The organism is Kribbella monticola, assembly GCF_003261635.1.
In the GTDB taxonomy this organism is placed as follows: domain Bacteria; phylum Actinomycetota; class Actinomycetes; order Propionibacteriales; family Kribbellaceae; genus Kribbella; species Kribbella monticola.
The window spans coordinates 183332-203666 of sequence record NZ_QFXK01000035.1 but is presented as its reverse complement, the minus strand read 5'-3'; the positions used below and the strand labels follow the sequence as shown (position 1 = coordinate 203666).

At 68.6% G+C, this 20335-nt stretch carries 20 protein-coding genes; 6 read left to right on the top strand and 14 right to left on the bottom strand.

What is annotated here, in order from left to right; translation table 11 throughout:
• Window positions 1-79 precede the first annotated feature (79 nt).
• The 4 genes from DIZ26_RS26985 to DIZ26_RS26970 all read left to right on the top strand — a co-directional run bounded on the left by DIZ26_RS26985 (window position 80) and on the right by DIZ26_RS26970 (window position 2126).
• On the top strand, window positions 80-832 hold the full coding sequence (locus tag DIZ26_RS26985; protein ID WP_112246451.1) for a sulfite exporter TauE/SafE family protein: 753 nt from the start codon (window positions 80-82) through the stop codon (window positions 830-832).
• Window positions 829-1200 carry a hypothetical protein gene (locus DIZ26_RS26980; RefSeq protein ID WP_112246449.1) on the top strand — a complete coding sequence of 124 codons (372 nt, stop codon included), beginning with the start codon at window positions 829-831 and terminating at the stop codon, window positions 1198-1200. The genes DIZ26_RS26985 and DIZ26_RS26980 overlap by 4 nt, the downstream gene beginning before the upstream one ends.
• Before the next feature lie 72 nt (window positions 1201-1272).
• Window positions 1273-1695, top strand: a complete 423-nt coding sequence (locus DIZ26_RS26975; protein ID WP_157979826.1) for an SRPBCC family protein — start codon at window positions 1273-1275, stop codon at window positions 1693-1695.
• Window positions 1692-2126, top strand: coding sequence for a MarR family winged helix-turn-helix transcriptional regulator (locus DIZ26_RS26970; RefSeq protein ID WP_112246445.1), 435 nt, complete (start codon window positions 1692-1694; stop codon window positions 2124-2126). The genes DIZ26_RS26975 and DIZ26_RS26970 overlap by 4 nt, the downstream gene beginning before the upstream one ends.
• Window positions 2127-2148: 22 nt before the next feature.
• On the opposite strand, the gene xylB is transcribed toward DIZ26_RS26970, so the two are convergent.
• The 8 genes from xylB to DIZ26_RS26925 form a co-directional block, all read right to left on the bottom strand.
• Entirely contained in the window at window positions 2149-3591 is a 1443-nt protein-coding gene (xylB, locus tag DIZ26_RS26965; RefSeq protein WP_112246443.1) for a xylulokinase, read from the bottom strand.
• Window positions 3592-3594: 3 nt separating this feature from the next.
• On the bottom strand, window positions 3595-4572 hold the full coding sequence (locus DIZ26_RS26960) for a sugar-binding transcriptional regulator (protein WP_112247134.1): 978 nt from the start codon (window positions 4570-4572) through the stop codon (window positions 3595-3597).
• A 102-nt stretch (window positions 4573-4674) separates the two neighbouring features.
• The gene (locus DIZ26_RS26955; protein ID WP_112246441.1) at window positions 4675-6183 is read right to left on the bottom strand and encodes a mannitol dehydrogenase family protein; all 1509 of its coding nucleotides are present in this window, start codon (window positions 6181-6183) and stop codon (window positions 4675-4677) included.
• The gene (locus DIZ26_RS26950) at window positions 6180-7025 is read right to left on the bottom strand and encodes a carbohydrate ABC transporter permease (protein ID WP_112246439.1); all 846 of its coding nucleotides are present in this window, start codon (window positions 7023-7025) and stop codon (window positions 6180-6182) included. The genes DIZ26_RS26955 and DIZ26_RS26950 overlap by 4 nt, the downstream gene beginning before the upstream one ends.
• Entirely contained in the window at window positions 7022-7972 is a 951-nt protein-coding gene (locus tag DIZ26_RS26945) for a carbohydrate ABC transporter permease (RefSeq protein WP_112246437.1), read from the bottom strand. Before DIZ26_RS26945 ends, DIZ26_RS26950 begins: the two co-directional genes overlap by 4 nt.
• 10 nt (window positions 7973-7982) lie before the next feature.
• On the bottom strand, window positions 7983-9353 hold the full coding sequence (locus DIZ26_RS26940) for an ABC transporter substrate-binding protein (RefSeq protein ID WP_232828620.1): 1371 nt from the start codon (window positions 9351-9353) through the stop codon (window positions 7983-7985).
• A 207-nt stretch (window positions 9354-9560) separates the two neighbouring features.
• On the bottom strand, window positions 9561-9962 hold the full coding sequence (locus tag DIZ26_RS26935; protein WP_112246433.1) for a hypothetical protein: 402 nt from the start codon (window positions 9960-9962) through the stop codon (window positions 9561-9563).
• A gap of 478 nt (window positions 9963-10440) precedes the next feature.
• Window positions 10441-11556, bottom strand: coding sequence for a DMT family transporter (locus tag DIZ26_RS26925; protein WP_232828619.1), 1116 nt, complete (start codon window positions 11554-11556; stop codon window positions 10441-10443).
• A gap of 75 nt (window positions 11557-11631) precedes the next feature.
• On the opposite strand from DIZ26_RS26925, the gene DIZ26_RS26920 reads away from it, so the two are divergent.
• Together DIZ26_RS26920 and DIZ26_RS26915 are read left to right on the top strand one after the other, a co-directional pair.
• Complete coding sequence (locus DIZ26_RS26920) at window positions 11632-12525, top strand: LysR family transcriptional regulator (protein ID WP_112246431.1); 894 nt, start codon at window positions 11632-11634, stop codon at window positions 12523-12525.
• A gap of 85 nt (window positions 12526-12610) precedes the next feature.
• Complete coding sequence (locus DIZ26_RS26915) at window positions 12611-13291, top strand: hypothetical protein (RefSeq protein ID WP_112246429.1); 681 nt, start codon at window positions 12611-12613, stop codon at window positions 13289-13291.
• Between the two features lie 45 nt (window positions 13292-13336).
• On the opposite strand, the gene DIZ26_RS26910 is transcribed toward DIZ26_RS26915, so the two are convergent.
• The 6 genes from DIZ26_RS26910 to DIZ26_RS26885 form a co-directional block, all read right to left on the bottom strand.
• Window positions 13337-14623: a thymidine phosphorylase gene (locus DIZ26_RS26910; RefSeq protein WP_112246427.1), complete on the bottom strand. Its 1287-nt coding sequence runs from the start codon at window positions 14621-14623 to the stop codon at window positions 13337-13339.
• Window positions 14624-15007, bottom strand: a complete 384-nt coding sequence (locus tag DIZ26_RS26905) for a cytidine deaminase (RefSeq protein WP_269815409.1) — start codon at window positions 15005-15007, stop codon at window positions 14624-14626.
• 67 nt (window positions 15008-15074) lie between these two features.
• Window positions 15075-16364, bottom strand: coding sequence for an ABC transporter permease (locus DIZ26_RS26900; protein WP_112246423.1), 1290 nt, complete (start codon window positions 16362-16364; stop codon window positions 15075-15077).
• Window positions 16361-17566, bottom strand: coding sequence for an ABC transporter permease (locus DIZ26_RS26895; RefSeq protein WP_112246421.1), 1206 nt, complete (start codon window positions 17564-17566; stop codon window positions 16361-16363). Before DIZ26_RS26895 ends, DIZ26_RS26900 begins: the two co-directional genes overlap by 4 nt.
• Window positions 17567-19117 carry an ABC transporter ATP-binding protein gene (locus tag DIZ26_RS26890; protein WP_112246420.1) on the bottom strand — a complete coding sequence of 517 codons (1551 nt, stop codon included), beginning with the start codon at window positions 19115-19117 and terminating at the stop codon, window positions 17567-17569.
• 92 nt (window positions 19118-19209) lie between these two features.
• Window positions 19210-20286, bottom strand: a complete 1077-nt coding sequence (locus DIZ26_RS26885) for a BMP family lipoprotein (protein WP_112246418.1) — start codon at window positions 20284-20286, stop codon at window positions 19210-19212.
• Window positions 20287-20335 lie beyond the last annotated feature (49 nt).

The window sequence follows — 20335 nt, the reverse complement described above, 5'->3', positions numbered from 1 at the left end:
CAGCCTACGTCTGTGCCTAAGGCTGGCTAAGCCAATCGCGCATTGTGAAGGTCCGTCCACACCCGCGATCCTCGAAGGCGTGACAGCTCTGCTGATCGTTCTGCTCGCCGGCCTCGTGTCCGGCGCGCTGAACTCGGTCGGAGGCGGCGGCAGCTTCGTCGCGTTCCCAGTCCTGGTGGCGGCCGGCCTCCCACCCGTCACCGCCAACGCCGCCACCACGGTCGCCCTCCTACCGGGCGCGGTCGCGAGCCTCTGGGTCTACCGCCGCGAGCTCCAGCCACTCGCGGTGATCTCCACCCGCACCTTGACCGCGACCAGCATCGTCGGCGGCGGACTCGGCGCCGTACTCCTTCTCGCTCTTCCTTCCAGCTCCTTCGACGCTCTCGTCCCGTGGTTGCTCGCGTTCGCCACGCTCGTGCTCGCCTTCGGCCGCCGGATCGCCGCCTTCCTGAATTCCGGCGTCCTCAGTCTGCCCATGGTCGTCGGCGGCCAGTTCGTCCTCGCCTTGTACGGCGGGTACTTCGGCGGCGCGGTCGGCCTGATGATGGTCGCCTTCTGGAGCATCGGTCTCGGCCTCGACCCGGCCGCCGGCAATCCGCCGAGGGTGGCCCAACTCGCGGCCATCTACTGCACCGCCGCGATCGTCTTCCTGATTGCCTCCGATGTCGTGGATCGTCCGATCATCCTCGCAGCCCTGATCGCCGGCGCAGTGGCCGGCGGTTTCAGCGGCGCCACGATCGCGCGACGACTGCCTCCTCCCGTACTTCGTACGCTCGTGCTGGTGTCAGCCGTCGCGATGACCGTCGTCTACTTCACCAAGGCCTCGCGATGAGGCCGGCCGTCGCCCGGATCGCCTTGTCCTACGAGGCTTGCGAGCTGTCCGAACTAGCTCGGAACGCCGTGCCGACGACCCGCAGTACGACGGAAGCCGTCGCCGACGCGGCCCGGATCCTTCAAGCAGCACAGCGATACCTCGCCGCCGCCGTTCTCGCCGCCGAAGCCGACGGCATCGCCTGGCCTGAGATCGCCGAGCTACTCTCCTCGGTCGAACCTGCCCCGTCCAACTGGCGCACTCATCTCCTGAGCGATCCCCACGAAGCCGCCGAAGACCTCGACGACTGGGTCCTCCGCCACGCCGAGGAAGCCCCCGGCCCAGCCCCGGTCTCCGGCGTACTGCTGCGCCAACGCCCAGCCGAGTAGCTGACTGTGCACTGATTGACTGTTGTCGCGGCTACTGTTTATTGTAGTTGTGACAACAGAATGGGAGGCGTTATGTACGAGCTGCGGGCGGATGCGGTGATTGTGGGGGAACTGGCGGCGGTGTGGGCGGTGGTGACGGATGTTGGGCGGTGGCCGGAGTGGGATCCGCATGAGGATCAGGCGCGGCTGGACGGGGAGTTCGTGGTGGGGACGACTGGGTGGGTCAAGCAGAAGGGGAATCCGGCGGCGGTGTTCACGCTGACCGAGGTGGTGCCGGAGCGGCGGTGGGCCAGTGAGTGCAAGTTGCCGGGCGGGAAGTTGTGGGGGTCGAACGACTACGAAGCCCTGCCGGGTGGGCGGATCCGGTGCACGCGGACGGTGCGGGTGACGGGGCCGCTGGTGCCGTTGTTCCGCTTTCATTTCGGCCGCAAGATGCGACGCGACTTCTTCCGTACTTGGTCGGCGCTCGAACAGCGTGCTAAGCAAAGCGCGTGATCGAAGAGTCGGGACCGATGCTGTCGCCAGGATTCTGGCTGCACCATGCGGCACTTGCGTGGCGGGCCGAGCTCGACCAGCGGTTGCGGACGATCGGCCTGACGCCCACGCAGTTCATGCTGCTCGCGTCGGCCGGCTGGCTCGAGCACACGCAAGGTGCGCCGACCCAGCAGCAGGTCGCCGCGCAAGCCGGCGCCGACCGGATGATGACCTCGAAGGTGGTCAAAACCCTGGTCGAAGCCGAACTCCTCAGCCGCGAGGCCGACCCGAACGACTCCCGCGCCTACCGCCTGCGCCTCACCACCAAGGGCCGCAAACCCACCCGCCAAGCCACAGAGATCGCCCGCGCCCTCGACACGGAGTATTTCGGCGACACCCCCGAAGCCCTCCGCAAAACCTTCCGCGAGATCGCCAACCGCCGCAGCAGCTAGCCGTTCGGCGGCGTACCGGCGGTCAGCGTTTGGCGGGCCAGTCTTTGCCGGTGGCCAGGAGGGGGCGGGTGCCGGCGAGGACGGAGGCGTAGAGGGTGCGGATTTGAGCCGCCTCGGTGTCGGAGAGGATGGAAGGCTCGGGCTTGCTGACTGCGGTCTCCCAGGTGGGCGGAGTCTCCGCGCCGGAGATCGCCCAAGCGGCCTGGCGGGCTGCGCCGAGGGCGACGTACTCGGCCGGCTCGGGGAGGACGACAGGTGCGCCGAGCAGGGCAGGAGCGAGAGCCTGTACTGCGCGGGAGCGGGCCGCTCCGCCGAGCAGCAGCACCCGCTCGACCGGGAGACCCTGAGCGCGGAGGGCGTCGACGGCGTCGGCCAGGCCGCAGAGCATGCCTTCGACGGCGGCGCGGGCCATCGTCGACGGTTGCGCGGTCGCCCGGGTCAGGCCGTAGACCAGACCTGTCGAGTGCGGTAAATCCGGAGTGCGCTCGCCGTCCAAATAGGGCAGCATCACGAGCCCGCCGCTCCCCGAAGACCCCAGCGCGGCCTCGTCCAGAGTGGCCAGGTCCATCCCGAGCAAGGCAGCCGTCGCCGACATCACGCGAGCGGCGTTCAGGGTGCAGACGAGCGGCAAATAGCCGCCGGTCGCATCGGCGAACCCGGCGACGAAGCCACTCGGGTCGGCCGTCGACGAGGCGCTGGTCGCGAACGCAGTACCGGAGGTCCCCAGCGAGACTGCGACGTCGCCGGGTTGCAGCTCCAGCCCCAGCGCGGCGGCCATGTTGTCGCCCGTGCCCGCAGCCAGGGCAGCGCCCGACGCGGTGTGGCCGACAACCTCAGCGGGACCCGCGACGCGCGGCAACGAGAGCGAACGGCCGAAGGCGAGCTCGACCAGATCCGGCCGGTACGAGTTGGTGATCGGCGACCACCACCCCGTCCCGGACGCGTCACCGCGGTCGGTCGTCAGGTCCTCGATGCCACCACGATCAGCGGCCAGCCGGTGGGTCAGCCAGTCGTGCGGCAGCGCCACCGCGGCAGCTCGCGCAGCCGCTTCCGGAGCAGCGCCACGCACCCACCGCAGCTTGGTGACGGTGAACGAGGACACCGGCACAGATCCCACCGCCGCGGCCCACGCCTCCGGCCCGCCCAGCTCGGAGACGAGCTCCAGCGTCGCGTCCGCCGAACTCGTGTCGTTCCACAGGACCGCCGGGTGAACGACTTCACCGGCCGAGTCGAGCAGCACCATGCCGTGCTGCTGCCCGCCGACCGAGATCGCGGAGACCCCGTCGAGCAGCCCGTCGGACGCCGACTGCCAGGCGGCCCACCACTCCGCAGGGTCGACCTGGGTGGCGTCGGGATGCGGTGCCCGCCCTTCGCGCAGCACCTCCCCGGTCGCCGCGTCGCACACCACGACCTTGGTCGCCTGGGTGGAACAGTCCACACCGGCGACCAACCTGGGTTCGGTCATCAACTAAGTCCTCTCGAGGGCGGCGAGTTCCCGTAGTACATCGCGGGCCAGATCGGTCGTGGTCACCAGGGTGCTGACCAGGCCGGCCCGCACCGCGGAGATCACCGCCGGAGCGCGGTGTACGCCGGCGGCCAGCGCTACCCGTTCGGCCGGGCGGCGCAACTGGTCGGCCGAGACGGCGATGATCATCTGCTCCAACGGTGACTCGACCAGTTTGCCGTCCGCGGTGAAAAGATGCCCGCTGACCTCGGCGACGGCACCGCCGGCCAGCCCGTCGTCGCGGATCTCCTCCGAGACCGCGTCCCAGACGGTGGAACAGCCCGTCCGCCACGCGCCGATCGCGACCACCGAAATGTCCAGCCGGTCGGCCAGCGCGAGGGTGTCGGCGATCCCGGGCTGCCGGCGCAACGCGGCCACCGCGGCGACGTCGTCGACAACCAGCGGAGCGTGTACTGCGTGCGCGGTGCCGCCGGCCAGCGCGGCCGCGCGACGAGCCAGATCCATCGTGCTGCCGCCACCGGCGGGCGAATGCAGCGAACCCGCCATCTGCACGACCGTGCAGGCGGGCAACGTGTCGAAGTGGTCGACCATCGCGTCGACGGCCCGGCTCCAGGTCAGGCCGAGCAGATCGCCGTCATGGACCAGCGGCGCCACGGTCCGGGCGGCCGCTTCCGCCACCTGATCGCGGATCTGCTCCGGCGATCCCGACGTGTGGGTGACCACGCACCGCGGTACGCCGAGTTTCTCGGCGAGCTCGTCGGCCAGCGCCCGGTCGATCGGGCTGGGGCTCTTGATCTGGATCTGCACGATCCCGCGGGCCCGGGCGTCCTCGAGCAGCCGGGCGACTTTGAACCGGCTCAGGTCCAGGTCCTTGGCGATGTCCACCTTGGACGTGTTGTCCAGGTAGTAGCGCCGGGCGACGTCCGCGAGCAGCTCGTCGTCCTCGTCGCCTTCGCCGAGCACCTGTCCCCGGTTGTTCACCGTCACCCTTGCCCCCAATCCGTGTCCGTCCGGCACCGTAGCCGTTTCAGGGATCTGCCGCGACCAGTCTTGCGCAGTGGTCACCCGAGACCCAGGCAGCGGTCATCCGGTCAGCGCTTCGAGTGTCGCTCGCGCGCCTCGTTCGTGCAGCGAAGCGAGGGCCGCCGTGTACTCCTGGACGAACCGCTCGTCGTCGACCAGGTCACCGAACAGGTCCCGGTCGGAGACGAAGAGCAACGGATCGTCGTGGTTGTGCTGCGCCCGCTCGACCAGCTTGTCGCGCAGCCGGTCCACCACCTCGATCGGTTCGCCCTGCTCGTCGGTGCCCTCGGCGTACCGGGCCCAGGACGCCACCACCAGCGCGGACCGCTTGATCTCGCGCCCGGCGGCCAGCTGCTCACGGATCACCGGCACCAGCCACTTCGGGATCCGGTCCGAACTCTCCGCGCAGAGCCGGGCGAGCGTGTCGCGGACCTCCGGATTGGCGAACCGCTCGATCAGCTCCCGCTTGTACCCGTCGAGGTCGACACCGGGCACCGGCGGCAAAGTCGGCGCACCTTCGAAGTCCATGTAGCCGAGCAGGAAGTCGACGAACAGCTTGTCCTGGCAGACCTCGTGCGCGTACCGGTAGCCGGCCAGATAGCCGAGGTAGCAGAGCGCCTGGTGGCTCGCGTTCAGCAGCCGCAGCTTCATCAGCTCGTACGGCTCGACGTCGGCCACCAACTGCACCCCGACCTCCTCGTACGGCGGCCGCTCACCTCCGAAATCGTCCTCGAGCACCCATTGCGTGAACGGCTCGCAGACCACGGGCCAGCCGTCCTCGACCCCGAACTTCTCCGCCAGGGCCGCCTTGTCCTCATCGGTGGTGACCGGCGTGATCCGATCCACCATCGAGTTGGGGAAGCGCACCTCGCGCTCGATCCAGTCCGCCAGCCCCTGACCGGGGCGGTGGGGCGGGGACTGATGAGACGCAGCATCCTTCAAGCGCGCGAACGAGGTCAGCATCTTGCGAGCGACATGCCCGTTGCCCGGGATGTTGTCGCACGACATCACCGTGAAGGGCGGCACACCCGCCGTACGCCGGCGCGCCAGCGCCTCGATCACGAAACCGAACACGCTCACCGGTGTCGCGCCCGGCTCCAGGTCGGCGGTGAGGCCGGGGTCGGAGGCGTCGAGCTCCCCGGTCACCTGGTTCACGTGGTACCCGCCCTCGGTGATGGTCAGCGAGACGATCCGGGTGGCCGGATCCACCATCCGGGCGAGCACCGCCTCGGGGTCGTCCGGTGCGAACAGGTAGTCCACGATCGACCCGATCACCCGCGGTTCCAGGGCGCCGTCCGGGTACTTGACCACCAGCGTGTAGAGGCCGTCCTGCGCCTGGAGCACGTCGGCCATCCGGCGGTCCTGCGGCAGTACGCCGATGCCGCAGATCCCCCAGTCGAGCGCCTTGCCGTCGTTCATCAGCCGGTCGAGGTACATCGCCTGATGGGCCCGGTGGAAGCCGCCGACCCCGAAGTGCACGATGCCGGAGCGGACCGCCGTACGGTCGTACCGCGGTACGCCGACCTCGTTGCCGAGGGCACCTATCGTTGCTGTTCCCAACTGGGTCACTTGACCGCCCCGAGCGACAGGCCCTGGACCAGCTTGTCCTGGGCAGCGAATCCCGCGATCAGCACCGGTAGCGACACCACCAGCGAGGCGGCGCAGACCTTCGCCAGGAACAGGCCCTGGCTGGTGACGAATCCGGTCAGGAACACCGGCGCGGTCTGTGCCACGGTACCCGTCAGCACGCGGGCGAAAAGCAGTTCGTTCCAGCTGAAGATGAAGCAGATCAGGGCCGCGGACGCGATCCCCGGCGTCACCACCGGCGCGACCACCGAACGCAGCGTCCTGGTCAGCCCGGCACCGTCGACCGAAGCCGCCTCGAGGATCTCGACCGGCACCTCGGCCAGGAAGCTGCGCAGCATCCAGACCGCGATCGGCAGGTTCATCGAGGTGTAGAGCACGATCAGCAACCAGATGTTGTCCAGCAGCCCGGCGAACTGGGCGAACAGGTAGATCGGCAGCAGCCCGGCGACCACCGGCAGCATCTTGGTGGAGAGGAAGAAGAACATCACGTCCGTCCACTTCTTCACCGGCTTGATGGACAGCGCGTACGCCGCCGGGAAGGCGAGCAGGATGACCAGCACCGTGGACAGGATGCTCGCGGTCAGTGAGTTCGCGATCGACGGCCACGGACCGGAGTCGAAGAACGACCGGAATCCGTCCAGCGTCAGCGGCGCGGCCAGATCCGGCGGGTTCTTCGCCGCGTCGGTCTCGGCGTGGAAGGAGGTCAGCACCATCCACAGCACCGGCAGTACGAACAGCAGTCCGACCACCCAGGCCAGCCCGCTCAGCGCCCAGCCGCCACCACGGTTCCGCTTGCCGGTCACCATCGTCACCTGACCAGTCATCGTCCCTCCTCCTTGAACAGCGTGGACACCGAGCGCAGCGCGAAGGTCGCGATGACGATCGTGCCGATCACCACGATGACGCCGGCGGCCGAGGCCCGGCCGTAGTCGTGAGCGGTGTAGAAGGTCTGGTAGATCGTGTACGGCAGGTTCGCCGTCCCGAGGCCGCCCGAGGTGATCGTGAAGACGGCGTCGAAGTTCTGCACCACGTAGATCGAGCCGAGCAGCGCGCTCAGTTCGAGGTACTGCCGAAGGTGCGGCAGCGTCATGTAGCGGAAGATGTCCCACTTGCTCGCACCGTCGATCCCGGCCGCCTCGATCACGTCGAGCGGACGGCTCTGCAGTCCGGCCAGCAGGATCAGCATCATGAACGGCGTCCACTGCCAGACCAGCGCGAAGATCACCGACCACAACGGCTGGTTGCTGATCCAGTCCGGCTGCGGCGCGTTGTCGCCGAAGATCCACTTGAGGACGCCGTTGAACAGCCCGTACTCCGGGTTGTACAACGCGTGTTTCCACAGCAGCGCGGCTGCCACCGGCACCACCAGGAACGGCGTGATCATCATCGTCCGGACCGCACCCCGGCCGCGGAACCGCCGGTCGAGCAGCAGCGCGATCGCCAGTCCGAGCAGCAGACTGATCAACACCACGCCGGCGGTGAGCAGGATTGTCACCAGGATCGCGTGGCGGGTGTTCACGTCGGTCAGGACGCGGCGGAAGTTGTCGATCCCGGCGAACCCGCGCTCGTCGGGGTAGTAGGCGTTCCAGTTCATGAACGAGGCGATGATCGTGACCACGAACGGCAACTGGGTGACGATGATCATGAAGACCAGCGCGGGCATCAGCGGCGCCCGCCGGGCCCAGTCGCCGGTACGCCGCATCAGCGTGCCGCTGGAGTTGGGCGGGACCGCGGCGTGCCGGCCCGGGCGGACCTCGGTGTCTACGGACATGACGGTTCCCTCACTTCGCTTCTCGGGACCGGTACCGGTCGGCCACGTCGTCGGCGAGCGTCTGCCCGCGTTTCAGCGCCTTGTCGACGCTCATCCGGCCCGCGATCGCCGAACTGACGTCCTGGCTGACCTGGGTACCGAGGTCCGGGAACTCCGGGATGTCGATGAACTGGATCCCGATCGCCGGCCGCTTCTGCACGCCGGGGTTGGTCGGGTCGGCGGTCTCGATCGCCTGCTTGGTCGGCTGGGCGAACGCCGCGGCCTCCTTCAGGTACTCCGGGTTGGCGTACGTCGAGGCGCGCTTGCCGGCCGGGACCCGGGACCAGCCGAGTTTCTGGCCGACGAGTTCCTCGTACTGCTTGCTCGAGGCCCAGGAGATGAACTTCCAGGCGTTGTCCTTCTTCTTGCTGGCTTCCTGGATGCTCCAGGACCACGTGTACAGCCAGCCAGAGCTGTCGGTCTTCACCACGGGCGCGAGGGCGTAGCCGATCTTGCCCTTGACCGGCGAGTTCGGCGCTTCGAGTGAGCCGGCCGCCGACGTCGCGTCGTACCACATCGCCACGTTGCCCTGGACGAGGTTGTTCAGGCATTCGGTGAAGCCGGCCTGCGGGGCGCCGAGCTCGCCGTGGGCGCGGACCAGGTCGACGTAGAACTTGGTCGCCTCGGTGAACTCGGGCGCGTTCACCTGCGCTTTCCAGTCGTCGGTGAACCAGGTGCCACCGAAGGTGTTCACCACCGTGGTCAGCGGCGCGAAGAGCTGGCCCCAGCCGGGCTGGCCGCGCAGGCAGATGCCGCGCATACCGGGCTGGGCGTTGTCGACCTTGGCCGCGATGTCGGCGACCTGCTGCCAGGTCGGCTTGGCCGGCATCTCGATGCCCTTGGCCGCCAGCACGTCCTTGCGGTACATCAGGAACGACGACTCGCCGTAGAACGGTTCGCCGTAGATCTTGCCGTCGGCGCCGGTGAGCGACTGGGTCATCGGCTTCAGAACGTCGTCCTGGTTGAAGGACGGGTCCTTGGCGATGTAGTCCGACAGCGGCGCGATCCATTTGCTGGTCGCGTAGATCGGGATCTCGAAGTTGCTCAGCGAGGCGACGTCGTACTGGCCGGCCTGGCTGGAGAACTCCTGGCTGATCTTGTCCCGGACGTCGTTCTCCGGCAGCACGGTGTAGTTGACCTTGATCCCGGTCTGCTTGGTGAAGTTGTCCGCCGTCAGCTTCTGCAGATCCACCATCTGCGGGTTGTTCACCATCAGCACGTTGACGGCATCGGCCCCGCCCGCGCCGCCGCCCCCACCACCCCAGCCCGCGCAGCCGCCGACCGCACTCACCAGGAGCACCGCGACAGCCACACCCCCGATCCGCTTCCGCTGTGCCACCACGAGTTGCTCCTTCGCCGTCGACATCCCTACCCGGCCCTCGCTCACATGAGCGCCCCGCCGCTCATTAGGTGTGAGTGAACCGGTCGCCACTGTCAGGTGTCAAGACTTCACGCCACATCCGAGCGCGCCGACGCACAATTGAGCATCGAGGAGCCGGCGGACACGCGAAGAGGGCGAGTGGACGTACGGCGTACAGGCCGGCGGGCGTCAGCGCTCGCGGCGGGCCTCGTCGACGCCCTCGCGGTAGGACTCCTCCAGCTTCCGCACCCAGAACGGCACGAACACCGCCGGGATGGTCACCCAGACCGCCTCGTCGGACGCCAGCGACGACGACAGCGAGATCACGAAGGAGAGCGCGGTCAGAGCGATCAGCAGGGCCCAGCCCATGGTGATGAACCACGGTCCGTCGCCTTCGATCAACGGCTGCCTTGTCACCACCGCAGTCAGGAACAGCAGCGCCGCCGCAGCAGAAACCGCGACAAGCCCGACCGACGCAACGGAAACGCCGTCCGTCCAGAGCTGGTCCATCGTGACCAGCCGCGCGGTCTGGATGACCAGTAGCAGCGCCATTCCGGCGTACACGAGTACGCCACCCACCGTCAGCCGCACCGCCCACCCCCGCCGCTCGGTCTCGCCCGCATATCGCACTGGGCAGACGCAGCGTTACGGCGATCGGCTCCCGCTGCAGCTTTATGCATCCCGGCGTCGATGGCGGAGAATGGCGCGGGTGAGTGCGCGTGTGGTGTTGCTGGCGGGACCTTCGGGGACCGGGAAGTCTCATCTGGCGGAGCTGACCGGGTTGCCGGTGGTGCGGCTGGACGACTTCTACCGCAACGGTGACGACGAGGCGATGCCGCGTTCGCCGCTCGGGATCGTCGACTGGGACCACCCTGGTTCATGGGACGGCGATCGCGCGGTCGCCGCCCTGGAGACACTCTGTACGACGGGTAGCGCGGACATGCCGATCTACGACATCTCCGCCGACGGCACGGTCGGGCACCGGCCGGTCTCGACCGAGGGCTCGCCGCTGGTGATTGCCGAAGGCATCTTCGCGGACCAGATCGTCGGCGCGCTGCGCGATCGCGGACTACTGGCGGCAGCGATCTGCGTCCGCCACCACCGCCTCGTCACCTTCGCCCGCCGCTTCCAGCGAGACCTCCGCGAACACCGCAAGCCTCCGCTCACCCTGCTCCGCCGAGGCCTCCTGCTGCTCCGCGACGACCCCCGCGTCGTCCGCCGCTGCCTCGACGCCGGCTGCGAACCCCTGAGCCCCAAGGCGGCCCGCCGCCGCATCACCGAACTCCTCACCACCACCAACCACTGAACGTCCCCGCCACCTCCTGACCAATCCAGGACTCATCGGCTGGATGACGACAGCGGCTGTCAGGACCAAGGCGCCCCCGGCCAACTGGACGGCGCCTAGCGACTCGTGAAAGACGGCTGCTGCCAGGGCGACCGTGACCACCGGTTCCAGGGTCGACAGGATCGAGGCGGTCGACGGGCCGACGCGGGCGACTCCGGCGAAGAACAGGACGATCGCCGCCACCGTGCTGACGACGGCGATCGCCGACACCCAGCCCCAACCGGCGGCATCGAAGCCCAACTCAGGCCCGCCGCGAACCAGGCTGACCACCCCGAATGTTCCGACCGCTCCGGTGCAAACCAACGCGGCCAACGCCAACGGCGGAATCGCGGGTCCGAGCCGATCCCCCACCAGGATGTAGACCGTGTACGCGATGGCCGCCCCGAAGCCCATCGCCGTACCGAGCGCGTCGAGCCCACCCGCCGCGGCCGCGCCGAGGACGAGGACTGTCCCCACCGAGGCGATCACCAGCGCGACGACCCGGCGTACGGACGCCCGCTCGCGGCCGAGGGCGATCGCGCCGAGCATCACGAGGGTCGGGTAGGCGTAGAGGATCAACGCGAGCAGGGACGCGTCCATCCGCTGGAGCGCGCCGAAGAACAAACCCGACTGGGTCGCGTAGCCGATCCCACCCATCGCGAGCGCGCCCGCGATCGAGCGTCGCGGCAGGTTCCGCAGCGCGCCGGTCGCCCGGGCGACGACGAGCAACAGCACGGCAGCGATCACGAACCGCAACAGGAGGAGATCCGCGACGTCGACCCGGGCGTCGTACGCGTACTTCCCGAAGATCGCCATCGCGCCGAAACAGGCGGCGGACAAGAGGCAGAAGAGGGCACCCACGCACCGATGCTGACACCGCCGACTGTTCACGTCCATCTGCTCTTTGTGCACGGAATTGGGTAGCATCTGTGAACGATGCTCGACCTCCGCCGCTTACGCCTCCTGCGCGAACTCGACGCCCGCGGTACCGTCCACGGCGCCGCCCGCGCGCTCGGCTACACCCCGAGCGCGATCTCGCAGCAGCTCGCGGTCCTCGAGCGCGAGGCGGGCGCCAAACTGCTCGAACGCAGCGGCCGGAATGTGCGACTCACCGACGCGGGCCAGGTCCTGGTGAGGCACGCGGCCACGCTGCTCGACGGGATGGAAGCCGCCGAGGCCGAGGTGGCAGCCATCGCCGCGGGACACCCGGCAGGCGTCGTACGGGTGTCTGCCTTCCAATCCGCCTTCCTGCGGATCGTGGCGCCCGCGGTCGCCGCGCTGGCCGACAGCCATCCCGGTATCCGGATCGAGGTCACCGAGGCCGAGGTCGAGGAGGCCGTGCCCGCCCTTCGCCTGCGCCAGCTCGACGCGCTGGTCGGCGACGAGTACTCCGGCCGGCCGCGGCCCGTTCACGACGACCTGACCCGGGAGTCGCTGGTCCGCGAACAGGTGCGCCTGGTTCTGCCCGAAACGCATCCGCTGGCGGCCGGCGAGCGGGTACGGATGGCAGAACTGTCCGGCGCTCGATGGGCCGCCTGCCAACCGGGCACCGGCCACCGCGAGATGCAGATCCGCGCCTGCCGCGAACTCGGCGGCTTCGAACCCGACCTGCGCTACGCCTCCGACGACTTCCTGATCCTCGTCGAAATGGTCCGTACCACGGGCGCCTGCGCGCTGCTGCCCGATCTCGTCCTCGGCTACGGCGTGCCGGGTGTCGCGGTCCGCTCCCTGGCCGAGGGCGATCTCACTCGCGAGGTCTTCCTGCTGACCCGGGCGACCCGAACGCCTGCTGTGGAAGCAGTCGCAGCAGCTTTGCATACCGCTGCGTAGCACCTGCTGCAGTTGTCGTATTCGTCTGGCGTTCATCTTCGTCTGGTCCGATCGAGGCTCGGGATCCCTGACAGGCGGAGGAATTGTGAGGCGTGCTGCTCCCGGCGTCGCCGTAGTACTGAGTGCGCTGGTCGTGACCGGATGCGGGAACACCGCCGGTGCCGCGACGGCCGATGGACCCGAAGCCGCCGCGATTGCCGCGGCACCATCCGCTCCCCCGGCGGCCGAACGCTCGACGAACGGGCTCGCTGGGCTGATCGTCGTACCGGCCGGCTCGGTGGCCGGGGACTCCGCGGATCCGGCCGAGCAGAGCGGGCCGTTCAGCCGGGAGTCGTATCTCGACGCGTTGTCCGCGGAACCGGCCAAGGACCGCGCCCTGCTGCTGAACGCGCACTTCGCCGAGGGCTACCGGTCGTACCGGACCAGCGCGGACCGCAGGAAGCACATCACCGTGCAGATCTTCCGCGTCGGCTCCAAGACTCAGGCGGACACCTTGCGACGTGGATTCTGGGCGCAGGAGCCCCACGATCGGCCGTTCACCGTGCCAGGAGTTCCGGACGCGCTCACCGACGGGAGAACCGTCGTCTCCACCTCGGTCGGCCGCTCCGAGGCGATCGCCGAGACCAGCTTCGTCGTCGGCACCCTGGTCACCGAGATCACGGTCACTCAGACCGGCGAGCTGACCGCCGGCCTCACCCCTGACACCGCCCTCGCCGCCACCATCACGAAGCAGCAGAAGCAATCCCAGACCCGCAAAGCCGGCTGACGCGCCACCACGGGAGGGGCGCCGAGGCCCATCCCGCCGCGGCGATCAGGCAGTGATGCGGTCGATCACCAGCGGCGTCGGCTCGTAGCGTCCGTCCGCTGAGATCTGTACTGCGTCGGCGAGCGACTCGAGTGCGCGGTCGAAGCGGCTCGTGTCGTCCGCATGCAGGGTGAGCAGCGGTTGTCCCTCGGTCACCGAATCACCTGGTTTCGCGTGCAACTCGACTCCGGCGACCGCGGAGACCGGGTCTTCCTTGCGAGCGCGGCCCGCGCCGAGGCGCCAGGCGGCGACTCCGACCGCCAGCGCGTCCATCGCCGTCAGTACGCCGGTGGACGATGCCTTCACGACGTGCTGCTCCGGCGCCACCGGAAGCTCGGCCGACGGGTCGCCGCCCTGGGCCGAGATCATCCGGTTCCAGGCGTCCATCGCCGTACCGTCGCGCAGCTTCTCCGCGGGATCGACGTCGGTCACACCGGCGGCCGCCAGCATCTCGGTCGCCAGCGCGATGGTCAGCTCGACCACGTCGGCCGGTCCGCCACCGGCCAGTACCTCGACGGATTCCCTGACCTCCAAGGCGTTCCCGGCCGTCAGGCCGAGCGGCGTCGACATGTCGGTCAGCAGCGCGACCGTCTTCACCCCCGCATCGGTGCCGAGAGCAACCATCGTCTCGGCCAGCTCGCGGGCGTTCGCGACGTCCTTCATGAACGCGCCGGATCCGACCTTCACGTCGAGCACCAGCGCACCGGTGCCCTCGGCAATCTTCTTGCTCATGATCGAGCTGGCGATCAACGGGATCGCCTCGACCGTACCGGTCACGTCGCGGAGCGCGTACAGCTTCTTGTCCGCCGGGGCCAGCCCGTCGCCGGCCGCGCAGATCACCGCGCCGACATCCTCGAGCTGGCTCATCATTTCCTCGTTCGACAAAGCCGCCCGCCAGCCCGGGATCGACTCCAGCTTGTCCAGCGTGCCGCCGGTGTGGCCGAGGCCGCGGCCAGAAAGCTGCGGTACGGCGACTCCGCACGCGGCGACCAGCGGCGCGAGCGGCAACGTGATCTTGTCGCCGACGCCGCCGGTGGAGTGCTTGTCCGCGGTCGGCCGGGACAGCTTCGCGAAGTCCATCCGTTCGCCGGAGGCGATCATCGCGTCGGTCCAGCGGGCGATCTCCCGCCGGTTCATCCCGTTCAGGAGGATGGCCATCGCCAGCGAAGACATCTGCTCGTCGGCGACGTCGCCCTTGGTGTAGGCGTCGATCACCCAGTCGATCTGCCCGTCGGTCAGCTCACCTTTGTCCCGCTTGGTCCGGATCACGTCGACGGCGTCGAAGCCTGCCACTTACTCCCCCATTCGTTCCGGCCCGAACGCGTCGGGCAGTAGTTCGCTCATCGGCCGGCTTCCGCCGTGGGTCTCGATCTGGAGCGTCGGGCCGCCGTGCTCGTACAGCAACTGGCGGCACCGCCCGCACGGCGTCAGCAGTTCGCCGTTGTGGTCCACACAGGTGAACGCGACCAGCCGCCCACCACCGGTCCGGTGCAACTCGGACACCAGCCCACACTCGGCACACAAGGTCAGCCCGTACGACGCGTTCTCCACGTTGCACCCGGCAACAACCCGCCCGTCGTCCACCACCGCCGCAGCCCCCACCGGGAACCCGGAGTACGGCGCATAGGCACGCCCCATCGCCTCAACGGCCACCGCCCGCAAAGCTTCCCAATCAATCCCCCCGCTAGCGTCCGAAGAAGCGGGGGTCCTGCCCCTCACTGCTTCGGACGCAACGGGTTCGGGCTCATTCGGTGACGTAGGGCTCACCGTCCGCCTTGGGGGCTCTCACCCTGCCGACCAGGCCCGCGACGGCGATCACGGTGGCCAGGTAAGGGGCCATCAGCAACAGTTCGCCGGGGATCGGGGTCTGGATGATCTGCAACTGCGACTGCAGCTGGGTCGCGAAGCCGAAGAACAACGCCGCTACCATCGCGCCGATCGGATGCCAGCGGCCCATGATCAACGCTGCCAGCGCGATGAACCCGTTGCCGGCGGTCATCTCCTTGCTGAACGACCCGGCATACCCGACCGTGAAGAAGGAGCCGCCGAGACCGGCGAGGATGCCCGCCGCCAGCACTGCGGAGTACCGGACCCGCTTGACCCTGATACCGACCGTGTCGGCCGCCTTCGGGTGCTCGCCGACCGCCCGGATCCGCAGGCCCCACCGGGTCTGGAAGAGCACGAAGGTCACCACGGCGACCGCGATGTAGGTGAGGTAGACCAGCACCGTCTGGTTGAACAGGATCGGCCCGAAGAACGGGATGTCGCCGAGCAGCGGGATCTTCACGGCCGACAACACGGTCGGCGTGTTCAGCTTCGCCGCGTCCTCCTGCAGGAACTGGTCGAAGAGGTAGCCGGTGATCCCGGACGCGAACACCACCAGAACGACACCGAGCACCACCTGGTTGACCAGGTATTTGATCGAGAAGACCGCGAGCAGCGCGGCCATCAGGACACCGGTCACCGCTGCCGCGATCAGGGCCGCCGCATTGTTGTGCGTCGTACTGGAGACCACCGCGGCAGTGAAGGCCCCGACCAGGAACTGGCCTTCGATCGCGATGTTGATGACACCGGCACGCTCACACATCACGCCCGCCAGCGCGCCCAGGATCAGCGGCGTGGCGAAGTTCAGCGTGCCCTGGAACTGGTTCGCCAGCGGGAACGTCTTGCCCGCGGCGGCCCAGCACAGGAAGGCCCCGATGAAGCAGATGCCCAGTACGGCGGCCAGCCAGGCGGCGTACCGCTGCGGGATCCTGCGCAGCACATACGCCACGGCGGCGGCGAGCCCGAGGATGCCGAGGAAGATGCCCACCGGCTGTGCGGGGAGGTGCAGCAGGTTGTTCTCCAGGTCGCCCGAGGTGAGCTGGAAGGTCGCCTTGCCGCCCTTGGTGCCGATCGCCAGGCCGAGCCCGATCAGGGCGAAGACCACCATCAGGCCACCGACCCGCAACCGGCGGGTCCGCTCGGCCGGCGCCTCGATGGCCGCCGGGGCCGGGACCTTGACGGTGTCGGCCGCCGTCGTCGACTCGCTCATCCGTTCCAGCCTTTCGCGAGGACCGTGCCGGCGCCGCGTTCCTTGGGCAGGAACCGGAAGACCGAGCGAACCAGGGCCGGTGCGGCCACGAACAGCACGATCACGGCCTGCAGGACAGTGGTCAGCGTCAGTGGGGTCTGGGTCTCCAACTGCATCTGCAGACCGCCGGCGTTCAGGGCGCCGAAGAGCAGACCGGCCAGCACTGTACCGAGCGGCGTACCGCGACCGAGCAGCGCCACCGTGATGGCGTCGAACCCGACCGAGGCGGCCACACCGTCGGTGAGCGGCAGGTCGGTGCCGAGCACCTGCTGGGTTCCGGCCAGGCCCGCCAGGGCTCCGGCGACCAGCATGGCGATGAAGTAGGCCTTGCCGACGCTCATGCCCGCGGTACGGGAGGCGTCCGCGTTCGCGCCGACCGCGCGCAGTTCGAAGCCGACCGTCGAGCGGTTCAGCAGCCACCAGACGAACGCCGCGGCCAGCAGGGCGAGCAGGAAGCCCACGTGCAACCGGGTGCTGCCGAACTGGGGGTACTGCGCGTTCGCGTCCACGATCGGGCTGATCGGGTCCGTCCGGCCGGGACGCTTGAAGGTCGTTGTCGTGAGCAACCACTGGAGCAGGTAGATCGCCACGTAGTTGAGCATGATCGTGACGATCACCTCGTGGGCGCCGGTACGGGCCTTCAGCAGGCCGACGACGCCACCCCAGATCGCCCCACCGACCAGGCCCGCGATCACCGCGAGGATCAGGTGCAGTCCGGGCGGCAGGTGCCAGGCGAACCCGACCCAGGCGGCCAGGATCGCGCCGATGATCAGCTGCCCCTGGGCGCCGATGTTGAACAGCCCGGTCCGGAACGCCAGCGACACCGCGAGACCGCCGCAGATCAGCGGCGTGGCCTGGGTCAGCGACTCGGTGATCGGGGTGACTCCGCCGATCGCGCCGGCCGCGAGCGCCTTGTACGCCTCCCCGACAGCGCTGAAGGCGGCCGAGAAGGTGTCCATCGGCGCGGCGCCGAAATACGAGACGGCGGCCTTCACCTGGTCGTCGCCGATGATGATCAGGATCGCGCCGACGACCAGCGCCAGCACGATCGCGCTCAGCGAGACCAGCCCCTGAATCGCCCAACTGGGCAACCCGGACCGCTGCGGCTCCTTGGCCGGCACCGGCGCGGCCTTCTCCGGCTCGGTGGTGGTGTCAGTACTCATCTAGATGGTTCCCAACGTGGTGGGGTGCTCGATCGCGGCTTCGTGGGCCTCGGTCCGGGAGGCGCCGGCCATCATCAGGCCGAGTTCGTCGCGGGGCGTGTCGGACGGTACGACGCCGACCACCTTGCCGCGGTACATCACCGCGACCCGGTCGGACAGCGCGGCGATCTCGTCCAGTTCGGTGGACACGATCAGGACCGCGGTGCCGTTGTCGCGTTCCTGCACGATCCGCTCGTGCAGGAACTCGATGGAGCCGACGTCCACACCGCGGGTCGGCTGCGAGGCGACCAGCAGCTTCAGCGGCCGGGACAGTTCGCGAGCCAGCACCACCTTCTGCTGATTGCCGCCGGACAGCGAGGAGACCGGCAGATCGATGCTCTGGGTGCGGATGTCGAACTCCTCGACCCGCTGCTCGCCGTTCTTGGCGATCTCGTCGGTGTGCAGCATCAGGCCGTCGCCGAACGGCGCCCGGCGGAACAGGTCGAGGACCAGGTTCTCGGCGACCGTGAACGGTCCGACGAACCCGTCCCGGCCGCGGTCCTCCGGCACGTATCCGATCCCGGCGTCGAGCCGCTGTCTGGTGTTCACCCCGGTCAGGTCCTTGCCGTCCAGCGAAACGCTGCCGGCCGCGATCGGGGTGAGCCCGAGCAGCGCCTCCGCGAGCTCGGTCTGGCCGTTGCCCTGGACACCGGCCACGGCGAGGATCTCGCCCGCCCGGACCTCCAGGTCGACGCCGTCGACGGCGGTGAACCCGCGCTCGTCGATCACCGTCAGGCCCTTGATCTGCAGCACCGGCTCGCCCGGCCGGGCCGGTTGCTTGTCCACCACCAGGTCGACCGCGCGGCCGACCATCATCTGCGCCAGGCCTTCCTCGGTCTCGCTCAGGTCGGCCTGGCCGACCACCTTGCCGCGGCGGATCACGGTGATCTTGTCCGCGATCGCCTTGACCTCTTTGAGCTTGTGGGTGATGAAGACGATCGAGGTGCCGTTCTCCTTCAGCCGCCGCATCACCGTGATCAGCTCGTCGATCTCGGCGGGGGTGAGTACCGCGGTCGGCTCGTCGAGGATCAGCACCTTGGCGTCGTTGGTGAGCGCCTTGATGATCTCCACCCGCTGCTGGACGCCGACCGGGATGTCCTCGACCAGCGCCTCGGGGTTCACCTCGAACCCGTACCGCTCGGACAGCTCGGTGACCAGCGCGTGCGCCTTCTTGCGGTCCAGGATGCCGCCGGGGTGGGTGTTCTCCCGGCCGAGCATGATGTTCTCCGCGACGGTGAACACCGGCACCAGCATGAAGTGCTGGTGCACCATCCCGATGCCGTGCTCGATCGCGTCGCTCGGCGAGCTGATCACGACCTTCTCCCCGTCGATCACGATCTCGCCGGAGTCGGGCTGCAGCAGCCCGTAGAGCATGTTCATCAGAGTGCTCTTGCCGGCCCCGTTCTCGCCGAGCAGGCAGTGGATCTCACCGGGCTCGATGACGAGATCGATGTGGTCGTTGGCGACCAGCGAGCCGAAGCTCTTGGTCAGCCCCGAGAGCTCGAGATGCATGCCGCGGCCTTCCTCTCAGACGGCGAGCCAGGAAGCCGCCCCGGTCGGGGCTACTTCCTGGCTCGCACCGTACTACGTGCTGACGCTGTCGATCAGGACGCGGCCGGCTGCGCCTTGGACGCGATGGTGATCTTGCCGGAGATGATGTCGGCCTTGATCTGGTCCAGCTCGGTCTTCACCTCGGCCGGAACCTTGCCGTCGAACTCGTGGAACGGAGCCAGCGAGGTGCCGCCGTTCTCCAGCGTGCCGACGAACTGCTTGCTGTCGTACTTGTTGTCGACCACGGAGGTGACGGCGTCCTGGACGGCGACGTCCATGCCCTTGTTCACCGAGCTGATCAACACCGAGCAGTACTCCGCGGCGCTCACGCAGCCGTCGGTGTCGACCCAGATCGCGTTGACCTTGCCGTTGCTGGCCTTGGCCGCCTGCAGACCGCCCAGACCCGACGGGCCGGCCACCGGGAAGATGATGTCCGCGCCCTGGGTGATCAGGTTCTGGCCGGTGTTCTGGCCCTTCGCCTTGTCCTCGAAGTCACCGGTGAACAGGCCGGTCTGCTTCGCGTCGTCCCAGCCCAGCACCTGGACGTTCTTGCTCTTCTGCTTGTTGTAGTACCGCACGCCCTCGGCGAAGCCGTCCATGTAGATCGTCACCGGCGGGATCTTGATGCCGCCGAAGGTGCCGACCTTGCCGGTCTTGGTCATCGCCGCGGCCAGGTAACCGCCCTGGAAGGCAGCCTGCGCGGTGTTGAACAGCAGCGGCTTCACGTTCGCGATCGGCTTGGCCGGGGCCGAGTCGACGATGGCGAACTTGATGTCCGGGTTCGCGGTCGCGGCCTTGTCGGTGGCGTCCTCGAGCTTGAAGCCGACGGCAACGATCACCTTGCACTTGGCGTTGACCATCGCGGTCATGTTGGTCGGGTAGTCGTTGTCCGACTTCGACTCCGCCTTGACCTCGGTCAGGCCCTTGGCCTTGATGGCGGCCTGGAAACCCTCGTACGAGGTCTGGTTGAACGACTTGTCGTCGAAGCCACCCGAGTCCGAGACCATGCAGGCCTTGAAGTCCTTGTTGGCGCTGCCGCCGGACGCGTTGTCAGTCGGCTTGCTGCCACAAGCGGCGACGGCGAGCGTCAGCACGCTCACGATCGCCAGTCCCCGCACGTACTTCTTCACCGGAGGTCTCCTTCGTCGACCAGAAATATCTGCCCCGGCACGCCTTCCC